Here is a 20,552-nt window from a genome sequence, read left to right as displayed (position 1 = left end):
CCCTATAATCAGGCAGTTTATCTTTTTATGTGACAAGAAATCATCATCGGGTGCAAACTAATGTCTGATAATAATCAATGCGTCATCGTAGGTATTGCTGGCGCTTCTGCTTCTGGAAAAAGTCTGATCGCGAGCACTATTTATAATGAGCTTCGCGCGAAAGTAGGCGATCATCAAATCGGTGTCATCACGGAAGATTGCTACTACAACGACCAAAGCCACCTAAGCATGGAAGAGCGAGTAAAGACGAACTACGATCACCCGAGTGCGTTGGACCACGACCTACTGTGTGAGCACCTAGAAAAATTGGTACGTGGTGAAGCAGTAGAAGTGCCTGAGTACAGCTACACTGAGCACACAAGAACAATTAACACCACCACAATGACACCTAAAAAGGTGATCATTCTAGAAGGTATCCTTCTTCTTACAGACCCTCGTCTTCGTGATTTGATGCATGCGACAGTATTTATGGACACACCGTTAGATATTTGCTTGCTTCGCCGTGTTAAGCGTGATGTGGAAGAACGAGGCCGAACTATGGAGTCTGTTCTTAAGCAATACCAACAAACAGTACGTCCGATGTTCATGCAGTTTATCGAACCTTCTAAGCAATATGCGGACATTATTGTTCCTCGCGGTGGTAAAAACCGTATCGCAATTGATGTATTAAAAGCTCACATTGCAAGACTTTTGAAAGCTTAAGCCTATAGACGGCTATATCGCTTTATTTTTACGAGAAGAAGTGGCACCTTAAGTGCCACTTCTTTTTTTGTTTTTAAATTAGTCAGTTGCAGGTTAAAACCAGACACTTTTCACGCTTTTGTGGAACTGTCAGCGGTAAATGGAGTCTGCGCTTATAATTGTAAAAACACTCGAGCAAGGAAAAACAAATGAAGAAACTGCTCTTAATTCTAGCAATACCGATTGTGGTCATTTTGGTCGCAATTTTAGCGTTAACCATCTTCGTCAATCCGAATCAGTTTAAACCCCTTATTGTTGAGCAAGCGCAAAAGCAAACGGGATTAGAGTTGGTGATTGAAGGGGATATCAGTTGGCAATTTTTCCCATCGATTGGCTTTGAGTTGGGACATACAGAGTTGCGAAACCCACAAGGCTTTAGTAAACCCAATTTATTCAAAGTTGATACCGTTGGTGTAGATATCTCTGTCATGCCACTTTTTAGTCAACAGCTTGAAATTGGAAACGTCACGCTTGATGGGGCTGAGTTCTACATTGAAACCAAGAAAGATGGCAGCAAGAATATTGATGCATTGACGAAAGCCCAAACACAACAAGCAGAGCAAGCGAGCGATACTGCGCCTACGCAAAATGGTGAAACGCAGCCTGCTGGCTCTGATTGGAGCATTAATCTTGCTGGTGTTACGGTTTCTAATGGCTCATTAGAAATGCAGGATAAGCAAGCCGGTAGTTACACCAAACTTTATGATATCTCATTAAACCTTTCCGAATTCGCTTTTGACAACTGGACAACGGCTGATTTTGGCGTGAAGGGCGAAATGAACGACCAAAAGTTCACCGCGAAAGGTCAGGCAGACTTTAAGCTAGAAAAAGGTTTGGCAAACTACGCGCTAAAGAACATCAACTTTGATGCGACATACTCTGACCCTGCCAATAAAATTGAATCGGCAACGATCGGTTTAGACACGTTTGAATTCGATAAAGTAAATAACCTGACTTATGCCATTAAGGGTGACGCTGGTGGTATGAAGTTAGATATGCGGGGTGCTGGTCAACTTAGCGTGGACAAGGCTATCAGCAAAGTACAGTTGGATAAGTTAACTCTTAAATCGACTTTTGAGGGTGATGCCTTACCTCAGTCCCCGATGAAAGTCGACATGGTGTCTGATCTGTCTTTCGACCTAACGAAAAACCATCTGAGTTTTGTTCTAGAGAAGTTAACAGCGAATGCTATCGCCCTAGATGGTAAGGCAGATGTGACACTCGGTGATATTCCTAAAGTACGCTTTGCTCTCCATAGCCCCAATATCGATCTTGATGAGTTCTTAGGGTTAGATAAGCAAGCTGCCGAAGGTAATAAGCCTGCTTCTGGTGGCGAGAGTGCTCCTGCCGGACCTGAGGTTGAGCCTGATTTGTCTGCGTTGAAAGCGTTAGATGTAAAGGGTGACATTACCATCGACAAATTCAAAGCGGCAAATGCGAAGATGGAAGCGGTAAAAACGAGCTTCACTGTAAATCGTGGCGTGTTTGAGCTTACATCATTTAGTTCGAAGTTGTACCAAGGCTTAATCTCAGCGACAGCGAAGTTAGATGCACGCCAATCACCAGCGACTTACAGCGTTAAAAAGTCAATCAAAGGCGTGAAAGTTCAACCGCTACTTATAGACGTTGCTGAGAACGACAAACTTGAAGGGACAGGTAACATTGATGTGAATGTTACAGGTAAGAGTCTAACGCCTACCGGTATCAAGAAGAATCTATCTGGTACGGTTGTTATCAATTTTGCTGACGGTGCGGTGAATGGCATCAACGTTGCTCAGTTGATTCGTGAAAACTATGCGAAATTTAAAGGGCAAAAAGTTGAAGGCACCAATGAAGCTAAGAAAACAGACTTCAGTGCGATGACGGCGACATTGAAACTCAACAAAGGTGTAGTATCAACGGATAATATGCAAGCTCAGTCTCCATTGTTACGTGTTCGTGGTAAAGGTACCGCAAACTACATCAATGAAACAGTCGACTTTACTATCAGCACGTCAGTTGTAGGCAGCCTAGAAGGCCAGGGCGGTAAAGATATAGATGAGCTGAAAGACATCACGATTCCAATCAATGTGTCTGGTCAGTGGGCAGAACCTAAATTCAAGCTCGTATTCGATGATGTTCTGAAGCAGAAAGCTCAGAAAGAAATCGATCGTGGCGTAGAGAAGCTAACGGACAAAATCAAAGACGAGAAAACCAAAGATGCGGTCGATGGTTTATTGAAGAATCTTTTCAACTAACCGTGCGTGAAAATCAAAAGGGTTGGCATTTTGCCAACCCTTTTTAAATTACTCTGCGAGTGTTACCAATCGACGCCTTTGAGGGCTTTTACGCCAGATTCAAATGCGTGCTTTACATTTTTCACTTCAGAAACGGTATCGGCCATTTCAATCAGGGTTCGATGTGCGCCACGCCCAGTAATAATAACCGACTGCATTTTAGGTCTGTTGCTCAGTGCTTCGACCACTTCGTCTAAGTCGATGTAGCCGTAGCTCACCATATAAGTTAGCTCGTCAAACAAGATGACATCGATAGAGTCGTCTTGCAGCATGCGCTTACATTCTTGCCATACGCCTTGCGCTGCTTCGGTATCAGCGGCTTTGTTTTGAGTTTCCCACGTAAAGCCGGTTGCCATTACTTGGAATTCAACGCCGAGTTTCTCAAGTAGGTTGCGCTCACCGTTGTCCCAAGTACCTTTAATAAACTGCGCGACAGCACAATTCAAACCATGACCCACTGCGCGTGCGATCGTACCGAATCCTGATGTCGATTTACCTTTACCATTTCCGGTAATGATCAGTAGCAGACCTTTTTCCTCTTGAGCAGCAGCGATTTTTGCGTCTACCTGTTCTTTGACTTTTTGTTGGCGAGCTTTATGGCGTGCTTCTTTATTTTCTTCGATAGACATAATACTTCCTCAATTCCTTTTCGTGCTGTGCCCAAGCTAATTTGGGTTCATTGATTTATCTCGCTATGATAGACCAACATATCGTGAAGAAAAACCACCGATAATTCAGGGAATAAAATGAAGAAAATACTTGTTGTTTGTATGGGAAACATTTGTCGGTCACCAACTGGAGAGGCAGTGTTAAGAGTGAAAGCTCAAAAGCTAGGCGTTGAAGTAGAGGTTGAGTCGGCAGGTACAATTGGCTACCACGCAGGAAACCGACCGGATTCAAGAGCGATGGCAGCAGGAAAGCAGCGAGGCTATTCTTTTAAAGGAATGCAAGCGCGCCAAGTCACCATTGATGACTTTGAAAAGTTTGACCTTATATTAGCCGCAGATAAAGCAAATTTGGCCGATTTATTGGATATTTGTCCGTTGAAGTATCGACACAAAGTATCGTTATTTTTAAGTCATTCTGAGTCAGTTTACGACGAAGTCCCGGACCCATATTATGGTGGGGAAGATGGCTTTGAACTGGTGCTTGATTTAATCGAAGAGGCATCAGACGCAATTTTGAAGAAGCTATAATCGCCGTGCTTGAAGACAATAGAAAAAGGGATGAGCTCAGCTCATCCCTTTTTATTCGTGTTAACCCGCTAGTATGTCGGTTGCGACTTTGTAGCTTGGGTCTTCCTTCACGTTAATTTCAACCAAGCTGCCAGCTTTGTCCAAAAGTTTACGACAATCTGGGCTTAGGTGACGAAGGTGTAGCGTTTTACCTTGAGCATTGTAACGCTCAGCCAGTGTTTCAATGGCTTCAATTGCAGAGTGATCTGTCACGCGAGAGTCTGCAAAATCGACAATCACATCTTTTGGATCTTCAGGCGCGTTAAACAACTCCAGGAAGTTAGCCGCAGAGCCAAAGAAAATAGGGCCGTGAATCTTGTACTCTTTTGAACCTTCCTCGTTTAAGCACGTGTCGGCATAGATGTGCTTAGCGTGTTGCCATGCAAACATTAATGCAGAAACGATAACACCAACCGCTACGGCAACAGCAAGGTCAGTAAGAACAGTAACAACGGTCACAAGAACAATAACGAAGAAGTCTTGCTTCGGTACGCGGCGTGCTAGCTTAAATGTTGCCCATTCGAATGTACCAATGACAACCATGAACATCACACCAACCAGAGCAGCGAGTGGGATCATTTCAATTAGCGAAGAAGCGAATAAGATAAACATCAATAGAGCGATAGCCGCAACGATACCAGATAGACGGCCGCGACCACCTGAGTTTACGTTGATCATCGACTGACCAATCATCGCACAACCACCCATTGCGCCAAACACAGAACACGTCATGTTTGCCATACCTTGACCGATACATTCGCGGTTAGATTGACCACGAGTATTCGTCATCTCATCTAAAACTGTCAGTGTTAGTAGAGATTCAATTAGACCAATGGCCGCGAGAATGATCGCGTATGGAAGAATGATTTGTAGTGTCTCTAGTGTAAATGGTACCGCAGGAATAGAGAAGGTTGGTAGTGAACCTGCGAGTGTTGCAGCTTCATCACCAGACATTGTACGCAGGAAGTCAACAACAGTGCGAGTTTCCAGATCCAAGCCAACCACTAAAGCCGTCACCGTTACGATCGCAACAAGTGAAGAGGGTACAGCTGTTGTGATTTTTGGTAGAAAGTGAATGATTGCCATAGTCAGCGCAACCAAACCAAGCATTAGCAGCATCTGGTCTTGTGGTAGCCAAGTAAGCATGCCGTTGATGTCTGGCGCTTTAAACTGACCCAACTGAGCTAGGAAGATAACAATAGCCAGACCGTTCACAAAACCGATCATCACAGGGTGAGGTACGATACGGATGAACTTACCCAATTTAAACATACCAGCGGCAATTTGAAGAATACCAGCGAGCATGATGGCTGCGAATAGGTACTGGACACCGTGAGTCGCGACAAGCGAAACCATTACGACTGCCATGGCACCTGTTGCACCAGAGATCATGCCAGGACGACCACCGAAAATGGAAGTAATAAGACCAACGATGAATGCAGCGTAAAGACCGACCATCGGATCTACGCCTGCGACGAACGCAAATGCGACAGCTTCAGGAACCAATGCTAGCGCAACGGTTAAGCCTGATAGCACATCATTTTTTACGGAGTGCTTAGAAAATTGGGGAAATTCGAACATGTTTGTTTTTAAGTTCTCTTTGCAATGAGTTAAACCCGACACATATTCGTATTTGCACAAGCCACTGGAAGGTTGAATTTTAATCAAACATTGCAGTGTAAACCGTAGTATTAAAAGAGCAGCATCAGAATGGTGTCGAAAACTTGAGTCGGCGCATGCTACCGAAAAGTGTGATTAAGTTCAAGAATGATACGAATAATGGCGTACAAATGTGATCACGAATTGGTATTTATATGAACAATTTTTTGGGCAAATATGAAGATAAAAAAGGCTACCAGATGGTAGCCTTTAATTTATTTATGCCGTTAAGCAGTTGAACGTAATGATTTAGCCTAGTTAAAGTTAGGCTTTGTCATCTCTGCCGATGCACGGTTTTTAGCCACTTGGCTACCAGCACCTTTAGCTTGGTAACGTTCGGTTTTGAACGGTGCTGCTGCAACCGTGATTTCGCGTAGCTCTTGAGGGCCAGGTGCTTTTGTCATCGGTGCGCTAGCGTTTAGCTTAGCCGCAACTTTAATGGCTTCGACTTTAGGCTCTGGTTTATCTACTGGCGCTTCGGCCGCAATCTCTTTTTCTGCTTCAACGATAGGCTCTTCAGCAGGTGCCGTTTCTACAATGGCATCAACCGGTTCAGCATGTTCAGTTACAGGAGTTTCAACGATAGGCTCTACCGAGGCTGTTTCTATTACTGCTGATTCAGCTTTTTCTGTGATTACTGTTTCCACAGCAGGTGCTTCCACAACGGGTGCTTCTACTACTGGAGCTTCCACTTTCGCTTCAACGGTTTCTTGAACCTTGTGTTCAACAACTGGCGCATCTGTTACGACAGGCTGCTCGCGACGAATAATCACTTTACCCATTGCCATTTCTGGACACGCAAAGCCACCTTGGATTGTAGGTACTGCTGCTACAGCTTCTTCCTTAACTCGCTCTTCCTTCTTAGGTGCTGGTTTCGGAATGTAACGTGGCATTACTTTACCCATAGCCATTTCAGGAGAAGCGACACCTCCCTTACGTAGGCGGAACGGGTTAGGGCGGCGATCACGGCCACGGCGACGACGCTGGCCGCTTGCACGCAGGTGACGTGGCGAACGACGATTACGACGTTGCTTAGACTCTGCTTGCTTGTTGTCTTGCTGTGCCTCTACCGCTGCTTCTGTTGGCTTTTCAACTTTAGCTTCAACCGTTTCTTGAGTCTTAACCGCTGTTTCTTCGGCTTTCTTCTCAATAGCTTCTTGGTCCTTAACGCGTACAGACTTGTTCAATTTGCGACGTTGGCGGCGCTCTTTCACTTTTTCTGCTTTCGCATTTTGCTGCTTCGGTTTGCTCTCTTCTGGTTTTGTTTCAGTACGAGCTTCCGCTGCTAGCTGCAGACCTTTTTCCGCTACTTTTGCGTTTGCTTTCTGCTCTTGGGCTTTATCTGCCTGTTGAGCTTTAGGTTTACGCTTTTGGTTACGGTTTTGCGGTTTATTTGTTTGTTGTTGAGCTTCGTTTTGCTCATTAGCCTGCTCATCACGAGGCTTACGACGACGTCGGTTATCGCGATTGTCGCGGTTATCACGATTATCGCGCTGGTTGTTATTGCGACGACGATCGTTACGATCACGTTTGTTACGTCGATTATCGCGATTTGGTTTTTTCTCTTCCTGAGGTTTCTGTTCTTCTTTTGTTTCTTCAGAACCACCGAATAGGAAGCTACCAAGTGCTTTAAACAGACGGCTGAACAATCCAGGTTTCTCTTCTTGTTCAACGTTTTGTTCTTTCTTCTTCGCCTCAGGAGCTGGTTTAGCTGCTGGTGCAGGTGCGGTTTGAGACGGAGCCGCAAAGCCTTTAAGAACTGGCTCTTCAATTCGTTTTGGTTTTACGTCAACTTCCGCTGGCTCTTTACCTTCCGCTTCTTTCATTGCTTCCAGTTTTTTAGGAAGTAGGTAAGAAATCAGATCGAACTCTTCACCTTCACGAACACGGATAACTTCGAAGTGCGGCGTTTCCATGTCAGAGTTTGGAACAACCGTAATCTTCACTTCTTGAATGCGTTCGATATGGTTAACTGAACGACGTTTTTCGTTCAACAAGTAAGAAGCGATTGGCACAGGTACAACTGCGAGAACTTGCGCTGTATTGTCTTTCAGTGCTTCCTCTTCGATTAAACGAAGTACAGAAAGTGCTAGAGATTCGTTGTCGCGAACGACTCCAGTACCGCTACAGCGAGGACAGATGTGGTGGCTTGCTTCTGCTAGAGAAGGGCTTAAACGTTGACGTGACATCTCCAACAAACCAAAGCGAGAAATACGACCGATTTGTACACGAGCGCGATCAAGACGAACGGCTTCACGTAGACGGTTTTCTACTTCTCGTTGGTGGCGAACAGGTGTCATATCGATAAAGTCGATAACCACTAAGCCACCCAAGTCACGTAGACGTAACTGGCGAGCAATTTCGTCGGCTGCTTCTAGGTTCGTGTTTAGGGCTGTTTCTTCAATATCACCGCCCTTGGTTGCACGAGCAGAGTTGATATCGATAGACGTTAGTGCTTCAGTCGGGTCAATAACAATAGAACCGCCAGATGGCAGACGCACTTCACGTTGGAAAGCCGATTCAATTTGGCTTTCGATTTGGTAGTGGCTGAATAGTGGAACTTCGCCTTCATATTTCTTAACGCGGTTAAGGAAATCAGGGCGCACCAATTGAATGTGCTCTTTTGCACGTTCGTAGATGGTGTTGCTATCAATTAAGATTTCGCCAATATCACGACGCAAATAGTCACGGATTGCACGAACGATAACGTTACTTTCTTGGTGGATTAAGAATGGAGCAGGGTTAGAGTCCGCTGCACCTTTGATTGCACCCCAGTGGTTAAGTAGTACATTCAAATCCCACTCAAGCTCTTCAGCACTCTTGCCAACGCCAGCAGTACGTACGATTAGGCCCATGCCCTGAGGCAGTTCCAAAGTACTTAATGCGGCTTTTAGTTGAGTACGCTCGTCACCTTCGATTCGACGAGAAATACCGCCAGCACGAGGGTTGTTAGGCATCAGAACAAGGTAACTACCAGCAAGAGAAATGAAAGTAGTAAGAGCTGCGCCCTTGCTTCCACGTTCTTCTTTTTCCACTTGAACGATAACTTCTTGGCCTTCCGTTAGCACTTCTTTGATGCTTGGACGACCTTGGTAGGTGTAACCTTCAGGGAAATATTCGCGGGCAATTTCTTTGAGAGGGAGGAAACCGTGACGCTCGGCGCCGTAATCAACAAATGCGGCTTCTAAGCTTGGTTCGATACGTGTGATACGTCCTTTGTAGATATTCGCTTTTTTAGATTCATGACCTGGACTCTCGATATCAAGATCGAAAAGTCGCTGGCCATCAACCAGAGCGACACGCAACTCTTCTTTTTGAGTTGCGTTAATTAACATTCTTTTCATTGAAAATTCTCGTTGTCTTTTCTTTTATATCTTTCTTGTCGACTTGCCACTGTTTTTTCGCTCTTTCACGGTGCCTGATCCCATGGCTTGTATTTTGCAGCCTCCCGGCTGGAAGGGGATGCTCTCGGGCACTTCAGTCATCACAAGCCTCTTGTGGTTTCTGTTGGAAACGTAGACTTGTGACCCGCTATTTGGGCGGTAGGTACTCAACGTGAATATGCGAGGAGTAGGGTGGCAAGAGTGTTGAATTCGATGTGTCTCACGCCAATGCTGCACTCGACCTTCAACGATCTACTCACATTGCTTGAGGATAAATGATTGGTAATGAATAAAATGTAACCAAACCTTCCTTAGCAGCTGTGAACTATAGCAGTGCGCGTGGCTATCAGCAATCTGCTTTCACGCAAACGATAGAAAATTTGCCGCTAAACTCAAAATTTCTATTTTATAACTGGCTGTTTCATAAGCAATTGAGATGTGCAAACTGTTCAAGACAGAAAACAAATTGAGAACTTGATTGAGAGTTTTAATAATTTAAACAAAAGCTTGGCGAAATTTAGACCAGTATGTGCCACCGAGTGTTTCTTTTACGACAAGAATAATGTGAAGTCGCACGAAATTGAGTTTACAATACGGCTCATGAACGAAATAAGAACAAAAGTCCAGTTCGTCGACATTGACGAAGATATGGCGGGTCAGCGCATTGATAATTTTTTGCGCAACCAATTAAAAGACATTCCTAAAAGCATGATTTACAGAATTGTGCGTAAGGGCGAAGTGCGCGTAAATAAAAAGCGTATAAAAGCAGAGTACAAGTTAAAAGCAGGCGATCTCGTTCGTATTCCACCGGTTACCGTCGAGAAAAAAGATGACGATGTCGCACCAAGTACGAAACTTAACAAAGTCGCTGAGTTGGAAAATATGATTATCTTCGAAGATGATCATATGTTGATTCTAAACAAACCATCTGGCACCGCTGTGCATGGTGGCAGTGGTTTAAAGTTTGGTGCGATTGAAGCGCTTAGGGCTCTGCGACCTCAAGCTCGCTTTCTTGAACTTGTGCATCGTATTGACCGTGATACTTCAGGGATTTTGCTGGTTGCTAAGAAGCGTTCTGCACTTCGTCACTTGCAAGCCCAGTTTCGTGAAAAGACAGTAAAGAAGTTTTACTTAGCTCTTGTCATGGGGCAATGGAAAAGCAGTTGTAAGGTTGTGAACGCGCCACTGCTCAAAAACGAAGTGAACAGTATTGTTCGTGTTAACCCTAATGGTAAGCCGTCAGAAACGCGTTTTAAGATTTTGGAAAAGTTCGAACAAGCTACATTGATTCAGGCGAGTCCGATTACTGGTCGAACTCACCAAATCCGAGTTCATACGCAATACACTGGTCACCCAATCGCTTGGGATGATCGCTACGGTGATCGTCGCTTTGATGCTTATACAGGTCAAGTTGGTTTAGATCGTTTGTTCCTACACGCGGCAAACATCAAGTTCCAACACCCATCAAATGATGAGTGGATGGAAATCAACGCACCGATGGAACCGAAACTAGAAAAAGTGTTGGCGGGTTTAAGAAACGCGTAACCATGTTTTCCTCGCGGATGCAAAAGGGAGCCTGTGGCTCCCTTTTATCGTATTTGGGTTAAAGGACATCGAGTCCTTGAACATGCAACATATCAATCAAATCAATCAATGGTAGTCCGACAAGTGTGTTCGGGTCTTTACCAACTAATTTCGTAAACAAACAAATTCCCATGCCTTCGCTTTTAAAGCTGCCTGCGCAGTAAAAAGGTTCTTCCCTGTCGACGTAGCGTTCGATTTGTTCAAGCGTTAAATCTCTAAAGTGCACCTCGAAAGAATCAAAGCCGACTTCTGTATGGTTTGTGACGGTGTTATGTACCGCAAGACCAGTATAGAAAGTGATGACTTTTCCACTTTGAGCCAAAAGTTGATTTATCGCGTTATCTCTATTTAAAGGCTTGCCAACGATTTCACCATTAATGACACAAACTTGGTCACTGCCGATAACTAAACTTGCTTTATCCGTCTGGCAAGATATTGCTTTCTCTTGGGCCAGTCTCTGCACAAGTTCAGTTGGCGTTTCTTGGTCAAAAGGTGTTTCATCGCAATCAGGTGGTAAACAAACGAATGGTAGTGAGAGCTTTTCAAGCAGTTGTTTACGAAAAGGGGAAGTTGAGGCTAAAACCAGTTGGTAATTTTTCATTTTGAATTACAATTCGTGGGAGCATTTCCAATAGGATAATCGATCAAAAATGATTCTGGCTAATGCTCTGTATGTTAAGCGTAAAAAAGTACAACTTTTTTGCCTTTTTCTTTGACTAATTTTGATTTGGAAGATAATATTCGCGCCCTATGCAAAAGGTAAAAATACCGCGAACGGTTGACCCAGCTAAAGCTGCACAGAAACGATTGGATTACGATGGCATCATCCAAGCTAGTCTTTTCAAGCGCTTAGTGGAAACAACTGAAGGCGTAAAACGCGACGCAGAAGTCTCATTGTCATTTGGGATGGATGAACAGCGACTCGTTGTTATCTCTGGTAAAGCTAACATCGAAGTCGATTTAGAGTGTCAGCGTTGTAATGAGGTATTCGCACATGAGTGCGAAGTTGAATTCCTTTCTACTCCTTACTACGGTGAGAAAACAGAACAGGAAGCACCAGAAATTTATGATTTGGTAGATCTAAATGAATATGGTGAATTAGACCTCATACAACTTGTTGAAGACGAGTTCATCTTAGCATTACCTCAAATTGCGATGCACGATGAAGCGGATTGTAGCGTTGATTCAAATAACATGGTTTTTGGTGAGATTCCTGAAGAAATTGAGGAAGAAAAACCGAATCCATTCGACGTTTTGAAAAGTCTGAAAAAGTAATAGGTGTGGTAGCCGATTCTTCTTCAGGTTTTTAACCCAATAGTATAGGAGTAGGGTCAATGGCCGTACAGAAAAACCGTAAAACTCGTTCTAAGCGCGGTATGCGTCGTTCACACGATGCGCTAACTACAGCTGCTCTATCTGTAGACGCGACTTCTGGTGAAACTCACCTACGCCACAATGTAACTGCTGAAGGTTACTACCGTGGTCAAAAGGTTATCAACAAGTAAGGTTGAACCTTTGCAAAGTATTACCGTTGCACTTGATGCAATGGGCGGGGATTTCGGTCCACGCGTAACAGTGCCTGCCGCCGTGCAGGCACTGTCTCATTTCCCAGAGCTAAAAGTGATTCTTATTGGTGATCAATCTCTGATCACGTCTCAATTATCTCAACTCGGTACCTCGACCAGTTCCCGCTTGACTATTCTTCACAGCGAGAAAGTTATCTCGAACTCAGAAAAACCTTCATTGGCGTTACGTAATAGCCAAAATAGTTCTATGCGTATGGCTATCGATTTGGTTTCTGAGCAGAAAGCGGATGCTTGTGTTAGTGGTGGCAACACCGGTGCATTAATGGCACTATCGCGTTTCATTCTTAAGTTACTTCCTGGCATTGAACGTCCTGCTTTAGTTTCCGCTTTACCGACGATTACCGGAAAGCGCACTTGGATGCTAGATCTGGGGGCGAATGTATCGTGCGATGCTGATAGCTTGTTCCAATTTGCTGTAATGGGCAGTGCATTAGCTGAAGAACACTTGGGTCGTCCTCCTCGCGTTGCTGTACTCAATATTGGCGCAGAAGAGATTAAAGGTAACGATTTAGTCAAACGTTGCGCAGAAATGCTTTCTCAGACCGATGCGATTAACTTTGTCGGTTATATTGAAGGTAATCAAATTTTGCATGATGTTGCTGACGTCATTGTTTGTGATGGATTTGTCGGCAACGTATGCTTAAAAGCCAGTGAGGGAACAGCTCAACTTTTTATCGAAAAAATTAAAACCAGCATAATGGCATCAACGATAAAGGGTTGGATAGCTAGAAAGTTGTTTTCTAGGCTGTTTAATGAACTAAAAACACTGAACCCCGACCAGTATAACGGCGCAAGTTTGCTAGGATTGCGCGGCATTGTCATAAAAAGCCATGGAAGTGCGGATGTATCTGCGATTGTCAATGCACTTGGCGAGGCAGTACACGAGGTCAAACGACAAGTACCAAGCCGTATTAGCGATCGTTTGGAAGCGGTTTTACTCGAGAGGCATTATTAGTCTTCATGTATAGCAAAATTTTAGGTACTGGCAGCTACCTGCCATCTCAGGTGCGTACAAACGCAGATCTAGAGAAAATGGTAGATACAAGTGATGAGTGGATCGTTGCTCGCACGGGTATTAAAGAGCGTCGAATTGCTGCAGAAAACGAAACTGTAGCAGACATGGCATTCTACGCAGCTGAAAACGCTATCGATATGGCGGGTATTGATAAAAACGATATCGACCTGATTATCGTAGCCACAACGAGCAGTAGCCATACTTTCCCTTCATCTGCGTGTCAGGTGCAGGCAAAGCTTGGCATTAAAGGTTGTCCAGCTTTTGACTTAGCCGCTGCTTGTTCTGGTTTTGTGTACGCATTATCTGTTGCAGACCAACATATCAAATCTGGTATGTGCAAAAACGTACTTGTGATTGGTTCAGATGCTTTGTCTAAAACGTGTGATCCGACAGACCGTTCAACCATTATTCTATTTGGTGATGGTGCCGGAGCCGTTGTCGTAGGCGCTAGCCAAGAGCCTGGCATTATCTCTACCCACATATACTCGGATGGTCAATTCGGAGAGCTTCTAAGCCTACCTGTACCTGTGCGGGGGCAAGATGCGGATAAATGGCTTCATATGGCTGGGAACGAAGTATTCAAAGTCGCTGTCACTCAGCTATCGAAACTAGTAAAAGATACGCTTGAAGCCAACAACATGCATAAGTCTGAACTAGACTGGCTAGTGCCGCACCAAGCGAACTACCGCATTATTTCAGCGACAGCGAAGAAACTTTCGATGTCACTAGACCAAGTCGTGATTACACTTGATAAACACGGCAACACATCAGCTGCGACGGTGCCAACAGCACTAGATGAAGCGGTACGTGATGGTCGTATTAAACGCGGTCAAACTCTGCTTCTTGAAGCGTTTGGCGGCGGATTCACTTGGGGCTCGGCCCTTGTGAAGTTCTAAGTTTCACAAGAATTCAAAATTTAAGGTGCACTTGGTGCATCTTATTTCTTTTTACTTTGCTTAAAGGAAAACAACATGAGCAAGTTTGCTATCGTATTTCCAGGTCAAGGTTCTCAAGCTGTAGGTATGCTTGCAGAACTAGGCGAACAATATGACGTAGTAAAACAAACATTTGCAGAAGCATCTGACGCACTAGGTTACGATCTATGGGCGCTTGTTCAAAATGGACCTGCAGAAGATTTAAACGAGACTTTCCGTACTCAACCAGCTTTGCTAGCTTCATCTGTTGCAATCTGGCGTGTATGGCAGGAACTTGGCTTAGAGCAACCAGCAAACCTAGCCGGTCACAGCCTAGGTGAGTATTCAGCACTTGTATGTGCGGGTGTTATTGACTTTAAAGAAGCCATCAAGCTGGTTGAATTACGTGGTCAACTTATGCAAGAAGCAGTACCAGCTGGTACTGGCGCAATGTACGCGATTATCGGTTTGGCTGATGATGCGATTGCAAAAGCGTGTGAAGACGCAGCGCAAGGCGAAGTGGTCTCTCCAGTAAACTTTAACTCGCCTGGTCAAGTCGTTATCGCTGGTAGCAAAGACGCAGTAGAGCGAGCTGGTGCGCTATGTAAAGAAGCCGGTGCGAAGCGTGCGCTTCCTCTTCCTGTTTCAGTACCTTCACACTGTGCACTTATGAAGCCAGCAGCGGAAAAACTTGCTGTAGCTCTTGAGTCTATCGAATTTAACTCACCACAGCTGCCAGTTATCAACAACGTTGATGTGGTTGCTGAGACAGATCCTGCAAAAATCAAAGATGCGCTTGTTCGTCAGCTACATAGCCCAGTTCGTTGGACTGAAACAGTTGAACTGATGCACGAACAAGGCGTAGAAAATCTTCTTGAGCTTGGCCCTGGTAAAGTTTTAACAGGTCTAACAAAACGTATCGTGAAAACGCTAACTGCAGCAGCAGTGAATGATATCGCATCGCTAGACGCTGCGAAGTAATCCATCAAGCGATAAATTTGCGATAAGAAAAGGAAACACAACATGATGAATCTAGAAGGTAAGATCGCGCTAGTTACCGGCGCAAGCCGTGGTATTGGCCGCGCGATCGCGGAACTTCTTGTCGAGCGAGGTGCTACGGTTATCGGTACTGCTACTTCTGAAAGTGGTGCGGCTGCTATCAGCGAGTATCTTGGTGATAACGGTAAAGGTCTAGCTCTTAACGTGACCGATGTCGAGTCTATCGAAGCGACACTAAAAACGATCAACGAAGAATTTGGTGTGATCGATATTCTGGTGAATAACGCTGGTATTACTCGTGACAACCTATTGATGCGTATGAAAGATGATGAGTGGAACGACATCATCGATACCAACCTAACGCCTATCTACCGCATGTCTAAAGCGGTTTTACGCGGCATGATGAAAAAACGTGCGGGTCGTATCATCAACGTAGGCTCTGTTGTTGGTACCATGGGTAACGCAGGTCAAACTAACTACGCAGCAGCGAAAGCGGGCGTGATTGGTTTTACTAAATCAATGGCTCGTGAAGTTGCGTCTCGTGGTGTAACAGTGAATACTGTTGCTCCTGGTTTCATCGAAACTGACATGACTAAGGCACTAAATGATGACCAACGTGCGGCAACTTTGTCGAACGTGCCAGCAGGTCGTTTAGGTGACCCACGTGAAATTGCATCAGCAGTAGTTTTCCTTGCTTCTCCTGAAGCAGCGTACATTACTGGTGAAACTTTGCATGTAAATGGTGGTATGTACATGGTTTAATGCGACAGTTTATGCAAAATAAGCTATTTTACATTGTGAAAAATAGCCTATAGTTGCAGTTAACTGTCATGAACTTGTCATGCTTATGCGCAAGATTTGTGCATGATTTAAGTCAAAAATGTATTGAAATTCGGTTAAATTCGCTAATTTTGTGGTTTGACCAGCAAGGACCCCCTTGCAACTTTCAATAGTTCGAATAAACTACGGAATCATCGCATTAGGCGAAATCTGTAAAGGAAAAGAAAAATGAGCAACATCGAAGAACGCGTAAAGAAAATCATTATTGAACAGCTAGGTGTAGACGAAGCAGAAGTTAAAAACGAAGCTTCTTTCGTTGATGATCTAGGTGCTGATTCTCTAGACACTGTAGAACTAGTTATGGCTCTAGAAGAGGAATTCGACACTGAGATTCCTGACGAAGAAGCTGAGAAGATCACTACTGTTCAAGCTGCAATCGACTACGTAAACAGCGCTCAGTAATTAGCTCTCCCAGGCGGTCTCCTAGACCGCCTGTGTTCTTTCTAACTTCTTCTATCCTCTCATAGAAATATTCAATTCCCGGAGAATTATATCGTGTCCAAGCGTCGTGTAGTTGTCACTGGCATGGGTATGTTGTCACCGGTAGGCAACACAGTAGAATCATCTTGGAAAGCCCTGCTAGAAGGTCAAAGTGGTATCGTAAATATCGAGCACTTTGATACTACGAACTTCTCAACTCGTTTTGCAGGTCTTGTTAAAGATTTCGATTGCACAGAGTACATGTCTAAAAAAGATGCTCGTAAGATGGACCTTTTCATCCAGTACGGCATTGCAGCGGGTATTCAAGCTCTTGATAACTCTGGCTTACAAATTACCGAAGAAAATGCGGCTCGAGTTGGTGTTGCTATCGGCTCAGGCATTGGCGGTCTTGACCTTATCGAAACTGGCCATACTGCATTAGTAGACAAAGGCCCTCGCAAAGTTAGCCCATTTTTTGTTCCTTCGACCATTGTAAACATGGTTGCAGGTAACCTATCTATCATGCGTGGTCTTCGTGGTCCAAATATCGCGATTTCTACCGCATGTACTACTGGCCTGCATAATATCGGCCATGCAGCACGTATGATTGCCTACGGCGATGCAGATGCGATGGTTGCTGGTGGTGCAGAAAAAGCTTCTACGCCTCTTGGCATGGCTGGCTTCGGTGCAGCTAAAGCGCTATCTACTCGTAATGACGAGCCTCAAAAAGCGTCTCGCCCATGGGATAAAGGCCGTGATGGTTTTGTTCTAGGTGATGGTGCTGGCATGATGGTGCTTGAAGAGTACGAACACGCGAAAGCACGTGGCGCGAAGATTTACGCAGAACTGGTTGGTTTTGGTATGTCTGGTGATGCTTACCACATGACATCTCCAAGCGAAGACGGCTCTGGTGGTGCACTTGCGATGGAAGCGGCGATGCGTGATGCTAACATCACAGGTACTCAAGTAGGTTATGTGAATGCTCACGGTACTTCTACTCCAGCTGGTGATGTTGCAGAAATCAAAGGCGTGAAACGTGCTCTTGGTGAAGAAGGTGCGAAGCAAGTTCTTGTGTCTTCAACTAAGTCGATGACGGGTCACCTATTAGGTGCTGCTGGCTCTGTTGAAGCAATTATCACGGTTATGTCTTTGGTTGACCAAATTGTTCCGCCAACCATTAACCTTGATGATCCAGAAGAAGGTCTAGACATCGACCTTGTGCCGCATACAGCGCGCAAAGTTGAAGGTATGGAGTACGCTATCTGTAACTCGTTTGGCTTTGGTGGTACAAACGGTTCTTTGATCTTTAAGAAGTTCGCTGAGTAACGCTATCTAACCTAATTTAGATAAGCGAAACTTGTATTCTAACGGCTCGATGCTTAGCATTGAGCCGTTTTGTTTTATTTGTTGTCTGCTAATTTGAAGGTACGTGAATGTTTTGGGTAAATGGAGTTCCGCAAACGCATGTAGAGCTAGGTGATCGCTCATTCCAATACGGTGATGGAGGCTTTACCACCATCCTGACCCAAAATGGAGAGTTGGTTTACTGGCAAGAACATACTGAGCGCATGAGTGCTTGCCTTGACGCTTTGAAGATCTCTTCACCTGACTGGAAAGTTGTGCATGATTGGGCAAGCAAAGCGGTATTATCTGACGCACGAGCGGGGGTGAAGATTCACGTTAGCCGCGGTATTGGCGGGCGAGGGTATAGCCCTAATGGGATTGAAGGCCCTATCGTGACAATTTCCAATTTTGCGTTTCCTTCTCATTATTCATCTTGGCAAGAACAAGGTGTGGACTTGGGCGTTTGTAATACTCGTCTAGGGATTCAACCTTTACTTGCTGGACATAAGCACAACAACCGTTTAGAGCAGATTCTCGCCAAGGCTGAAATCGACAATACAGAGTTTGCAGATGCAATAACGTTAAATGTGCAAAACCATGTCATTGAAACTACAATGGCCAACCTTTTTTGGGTTAAAGGTAATAAAGTATTTACGCCGGAGCTGACCTTATCAGGCGTTACGGGCGTAATGCGTCGTAAGGTGCTTGAGTTACTTAAAGTAAGTCATATTGAAGTCATCGAGGGGCGTTTTATACTTCCAGATTTGCTGAGTTCTGACGAGGCTTTCATGTGTAACTCAATATTAGGTGTCGCACCTATTAGCAGCATAGTGACATCGAACTCTAAGACTATATTTCCGATAGGAAAATTGACTCAACGACTGCAAGGGAATTTAACTACGTGATTAAAAAACTGTTGGCTTTTGTTGTGCTGATCGCAGTGATAGGCGCAGCAGCTGTTTTTTATATAATTTCTCAGGCTAAACAATACGTTGAAAAGCCTATTCTATTGGAACAACCTCAGCTGTTTACTGTAGAAAGTGGTACAAGCTTTCATCATGTCATGCGCGCCTTAGTTGAAGATGAGGTGATTGAAACATCGGAGTACATCCGTTTAATTCCTCACTTATATCCAGAATTGTTGCAAGTGCGAGCGGGTACTTACCAACTTGAGCCTGGTATGTCACTTTCGCAAACATTGGAGCATCTGAATACTGGAAAAGAATACCAGTTTGCGATCACTTTTGTTGAAGGCAGCCGCTTTTCTGAATGGGTAGATCAACTAAAAAGTGCTCCTTATTTAAAGCATGATTTAACCGATCTTTCAGAAAAAGAAATGGCTGCGAAGCTCGGAATTGAGAGAGAAAAGCTAGAAGGGTTGTTTTTAGCAGAAACCTACCATTACACAGCGGGTGCGAGTGAAAGCCAGTTATTAAAACGAGCGCATCGAAAACTCAATAAAATACTGGACGCTAGCTGGGAAGCTCGTCAAGAAAAGCTGCCATTACAGGATAAATATGAAGCCTTGATTCTCGCGTCTATCATCGAGAAAGAGACGGCTATTGATTCTGAGCGTGAGCGCGTCGCTTCTGTGTTTATCAACCGATTGAACAAACGTATGCGGTTACAAACTGATCCGACAGTTATTTATGGTATGGGTGACGCCTACGATGGCAACATTCGTAAGAAAGATTTGCGTACGCCGACACCATATAACACCTATACCATCAATGGTTTGCCACCAACACCGATTGCGATGGCTGGTGAAGCTTCCATTGAAGCGGCTTTGAATCCAGAAAGCAGCAACTATTTATATTTTGTAGCAAGTGGAAAGGGCGGACATGTATTCTCGAAATCCCTTGCTGAGCACAACCGTGCTGTTCGTGCCTATTTAAGAGAACTAAGAAAGAACAAATGATGAAAGCAAACTTTATTGTCGTTGAAGGCCTAGAAGGCGCGGGTAAAAGCACTGCGATTAAAACCGTTTTAGATACGCTAAAAGCGGCCGGTATTGAGGATATCGTAAATACCCGTGAGCCAGGAGGCACACCGCTAGCAGAAAAAATGCGCGCTCTGGTGAAAGAAGAGCACGAAGGCGAAGAACTTAAGGACATGACGGAGTTGCTTCTTCTGTACGCTGCACGTGTTCAGTTGGTTGAGAACGTGATCAAACCAGCTTTGGAAAACGGTCAGTGGGTGGTTGGTGACCGACACGATATGTCGTCGCAAGCTTATCAAGGTGGTGGCCGTCAGATTGACGCATCGTTAATGAAAAATCTCCGAGATACAACGCTTGGTGATTTTAAACCTGCTCTCACTCTCTATATGGATATTGACCCTCGTGTTGGGCTTGAGCGTGCACGTGGGCGTGGTGAGTTAGATCGTATAGAGAAGATGGATATTAGTTTCTTCGAGCGTACACGTGAGCGTTATTTGGAGATTGCTCATGCCGATCCTTCCATCGTTATCATTAACGCAGAACAGACGATTGAAGGCGTGTCGCGTGATATTCGGGACGCTCTAAACGAGTGGCTAGCTCGTCAATAAGTGAAACGT

The 20,552-nt window shown here is 44.6% G+C and carries 19 protein-coding genes; 15 read left to right on the top strand and 4 right to left on the bottom strand.

What is annotated here, in order from left to right; genetic code table 11:
- Nucleotides 1–60: 60 nt before the first annotated feature.
- Both udk and R7R78_RS06980 read left to right on the top strand, forming a co-directional pair.
- Nucleotides 61–702, top strand: a complete 642-nt coding sequence (gene udk, locus R7R78_RS06985) for a uridine kinase (protein ID WP_005380833.1) — start codon at nucleotides 61–63, stop codon at nucleotides 700–702.
- 188 nt (nucleotides 703–890) lie between these two features.
- Nucleotides 891–2,978, top strand: a complete 2,088-nt coding sequence (locus R7R78_RS06980) for an AsmA family protein (RefSeq protein ID WP_225473364.1) — start codon at nucleotides 891–893, stop codon at nucleotides 2,976–2,978.
- A gap of 62 nt (nucleotides 2,979–3,040) precedes the next feature.
- Here R7R78_RS06980 and cobO read toward each other — a convergent pair whose 3' ends face one another.
- Nucleotides 3,041–3,646 (bottom strand): cob(I)yrinic acid a,c-diamide adenosyltransferase, encoded by a 606-nt coding sequence (gene cobO / locus R7R78_RS06975; RefSeq protein WP_005380837.1) that lies wholly within the window; start codon nucleotides 3,644–3,646, stop codon nucleotides 3,041–3,043.
- Nucleotides 3,647–3,763: 117 nt separating this feature from the next.
- On the opposite strand from cobO, the gene R7R78_RS06970 reads away from it, so the two are divergent.
- Nucleotides 3,764–4,213, top strand: coding sequence for a low molecular weight protein-tyrosine-phosphatase (locus tag R7R78_RS06970; protein ID WP_033905751.1), 450 nt, complete (start codon nucleotides 3,764–3,766; stop codon nucleotides 4,211–4,213).
- A 60-nt stretch (nucleotides 4,214–4,273) separates the two neighbouring features.
- On the opposite strand, the gene R7R78_RS06965 is transcribed toward R7R78_RS06970, so the two are convergent.
- Complete coding sequence (locus R7R78_RS06965; protein WP_005380840.1) at nucleotides 4,274–5,833, bottom strand: SulP family inorganic anion transporter; 1,560 nt, start codon at nucleotides 5,831–5,833, stop codon at nucleotides 4,274–4,276.
- 332 nt (nucleotides 5,834–6,165) lie between these two features.
- The gene (gene rne, locus R7R78_RS06960) at nucleotides 6,166–9,255 is read right to left on the bottom strand and encodes a ribonuclease E (protein ID WP_225473362.1); all 3,090 of its coding nucleotides are present in this window, start codon (nucleotides 9,253–9,255) and stop codon (nucleotides 6,166–6,168) included.
- 639 nt (nucleotides 9,256–9,894) lie between these two features.
- Between rne and rluC the strand changes: the two genes are divergently transcribed.
- Nucleotides 9,895–10,839: a 23S rRNA pseudouridine(955/2504/2580) synthase RluC gene (rluC, locus tag R7R78_RS06955; RefSeq protein WP_021033985.1), complete on the top strand. Its 945-nt coding sequence runs from the start codon at nucleotides 9,895–9,897 to the stop codon at nucleotides 10,837–10,839.
- Between the two features lie 58 nt (nucleotides 10,840–10,897).
- On the opposite strand, the gene R7R78_RS06950 is transcribed toward rluC, so the two are convergent.
- Nucleotides 10,898–11,479 carry a Maf family protein gene (locus tag R7R78_RS06950; RefSeq protein WP_054729223.1) on the bottom strand — a complete coding sequence of 194 codons (582 nt, stop codon included), beginning with the start codon at nucleotides 11,477–11,479 and terminating at the stop codon, nucleotides 10,898–10,900.
- A 149-nt stretch (nucleotides 11,480–11,628) separates the two neighbouring features.
- Between R7R78_RS06950 and yceD the strand changes: the two genes are divergently transcribed.
- From yceD to tmk, 11 genes are all read left to right on the top strand, one after another.
- Complete coding sequence (yceD, locus tag R7R78_RS06945; RefSeq protein ID WP_005387307.1) at nucleotides 11,629–12,153, top strand: 23S rRNA accumulation protein YceD; 525 nt, start codon at nucleotides 11,629–11,631, stop codon at nucleotides 12,151–12,153.
- 59 nt (nucleotides 12,154–12,212) lie between these two features.
- Nucleotides 12,213–12,383, top strand: a complete 171-nt coding sequence (gene rpmF / locus R7R78_RS06940) for a 50S ribosomal protein L32 (RefSeq protein ID WP_005396978.1) — start codon at nucleotides 12,213–12,215, stop codon at nucleotides 12,381–12,383.
- A gap of 10 nt (nucleotides 12,384–12,393) precedes the next feature.
- The gene (plsX, locus tag R7R78_RS06935; RefSeq protein WP_017633846.1) at nucleotides 12,394–13,419 is read left to right on the top strand and encodes a phosphate acyltransferase PlsX; all 1,026 of its coding nucleotides are present in this window, start codon (nucleotides 12,394–12,396) and stop codon (nucleotides 13,417–13,419) included.
- 5 nt (nucleotides 13,420–13,424) lie between these two features.
- A complete protein-coding gene (locus R7R78_RS06930; RefSeq protein ID WP_017821385.1) occupies nucleotides 13,425–14,375 on the top strand; it encodes a beta-ketoacyl-ACP synthase III in 951 nt (316 codons plus the stop codon).
- Between the two features lie 75 nt (nucleotides 14,376–14,450).
- Nucleotides 14,451–15,374 (top strand): ACP S-malonyltransferase, encoded by a 924-nt coding sequence (gene fabD, locus R7R78_RS06925; protein WP_005387313.1) that lies wholly within the window; start codon nucleotides 14,451–14,453, stop codon nucleotides 15,372–15,374.
- Nucleotides 15,375–15,419: 45 nt separating this feature from the next.
- Entirely contained in the window at nucleotides 15,420–16,154 is a 735-nt protein-coding gene (fabG, locus tag R7R78_RS06920) for a 3-oxoacyl-ACP reductase FabG (RefSeq protein WP_031781117.1), read from the top strand.
- A 246-nt stretch (nucleotides 16,155–16,400) separates the two neighbouring features.
- Nucleotides 16,401–16,634: an acyl carrier protein gene (gene acpP, locus R7R78_RS06915; protein ID WP_225473360.1), complete on the top strand. Its 234-nt coding sequence runs from the start codon at nucleotides 16,401–16,403 to the stop codon at nucleotides 16,632–16,634.
- A 93-nt stretch (nucleotides 16,635–16,727) separates the two neighbouring features.
- Nucleotides 16,728–17,978, top strand: coding sequence for a beta-ketoacyl-ACP synthase II (gene fabF, locus R7R78_RS06910; protein WP_033905745.1), 1,251 nt, complete (start codon nucleotides 16,728–16,730; stop codon nucleotides 17,976–17,978).
- A gap of 107 nt (nucleotides 17,979–18,085) precedes the next feature.
- Nucleotides 18,086–18,901 (top strand): aminodeoxychorismate lyase, encoded by an 816-nt coding sequence (gene pabC / locus R7R78_RS06905; protein ID WP_225473357.1) that lies wholly within the window; start codon nucleotides 18,086–18,088, stop codon nucleotides 18,899–18,901.
- Entirely contained in the window at nucleotides 18,898–19,914 is a 1,017-nt protein-coding gene (mltG, locus tag R7R78_RS06900) for an endolytic transglycosylase MltG (protein ID WP_005372950.1), read from the top strand. The genes pabC and mltG overlap by 4 nt, the downstream gene beginning before the upstream one ends.
- Entirely contained in the window at nucleotides 19,911–20,543 is a 633-nt protein-coding gene (gene tmk / locus R7R78_RS06895) for a dTMP kinase (protein WP_005387350.1), read from the top strand. The genes mltG and tmk overlap by 4 nt, the downstream gene beginning before the upstream one ends.
- The last annotated feature ends 9 nt before the right edge of the window (nucleotides 20,544–20,552 follow it).

The sequence above is a fragment of the Vibrio sp. 2134-1 genome (assembly GCF_033339495.1).
The sequence above is the reverse complement of the archived record's forward strand: the minus strand, read 5'-3'. Positions and strand labels throughout refer to the sequence as shown.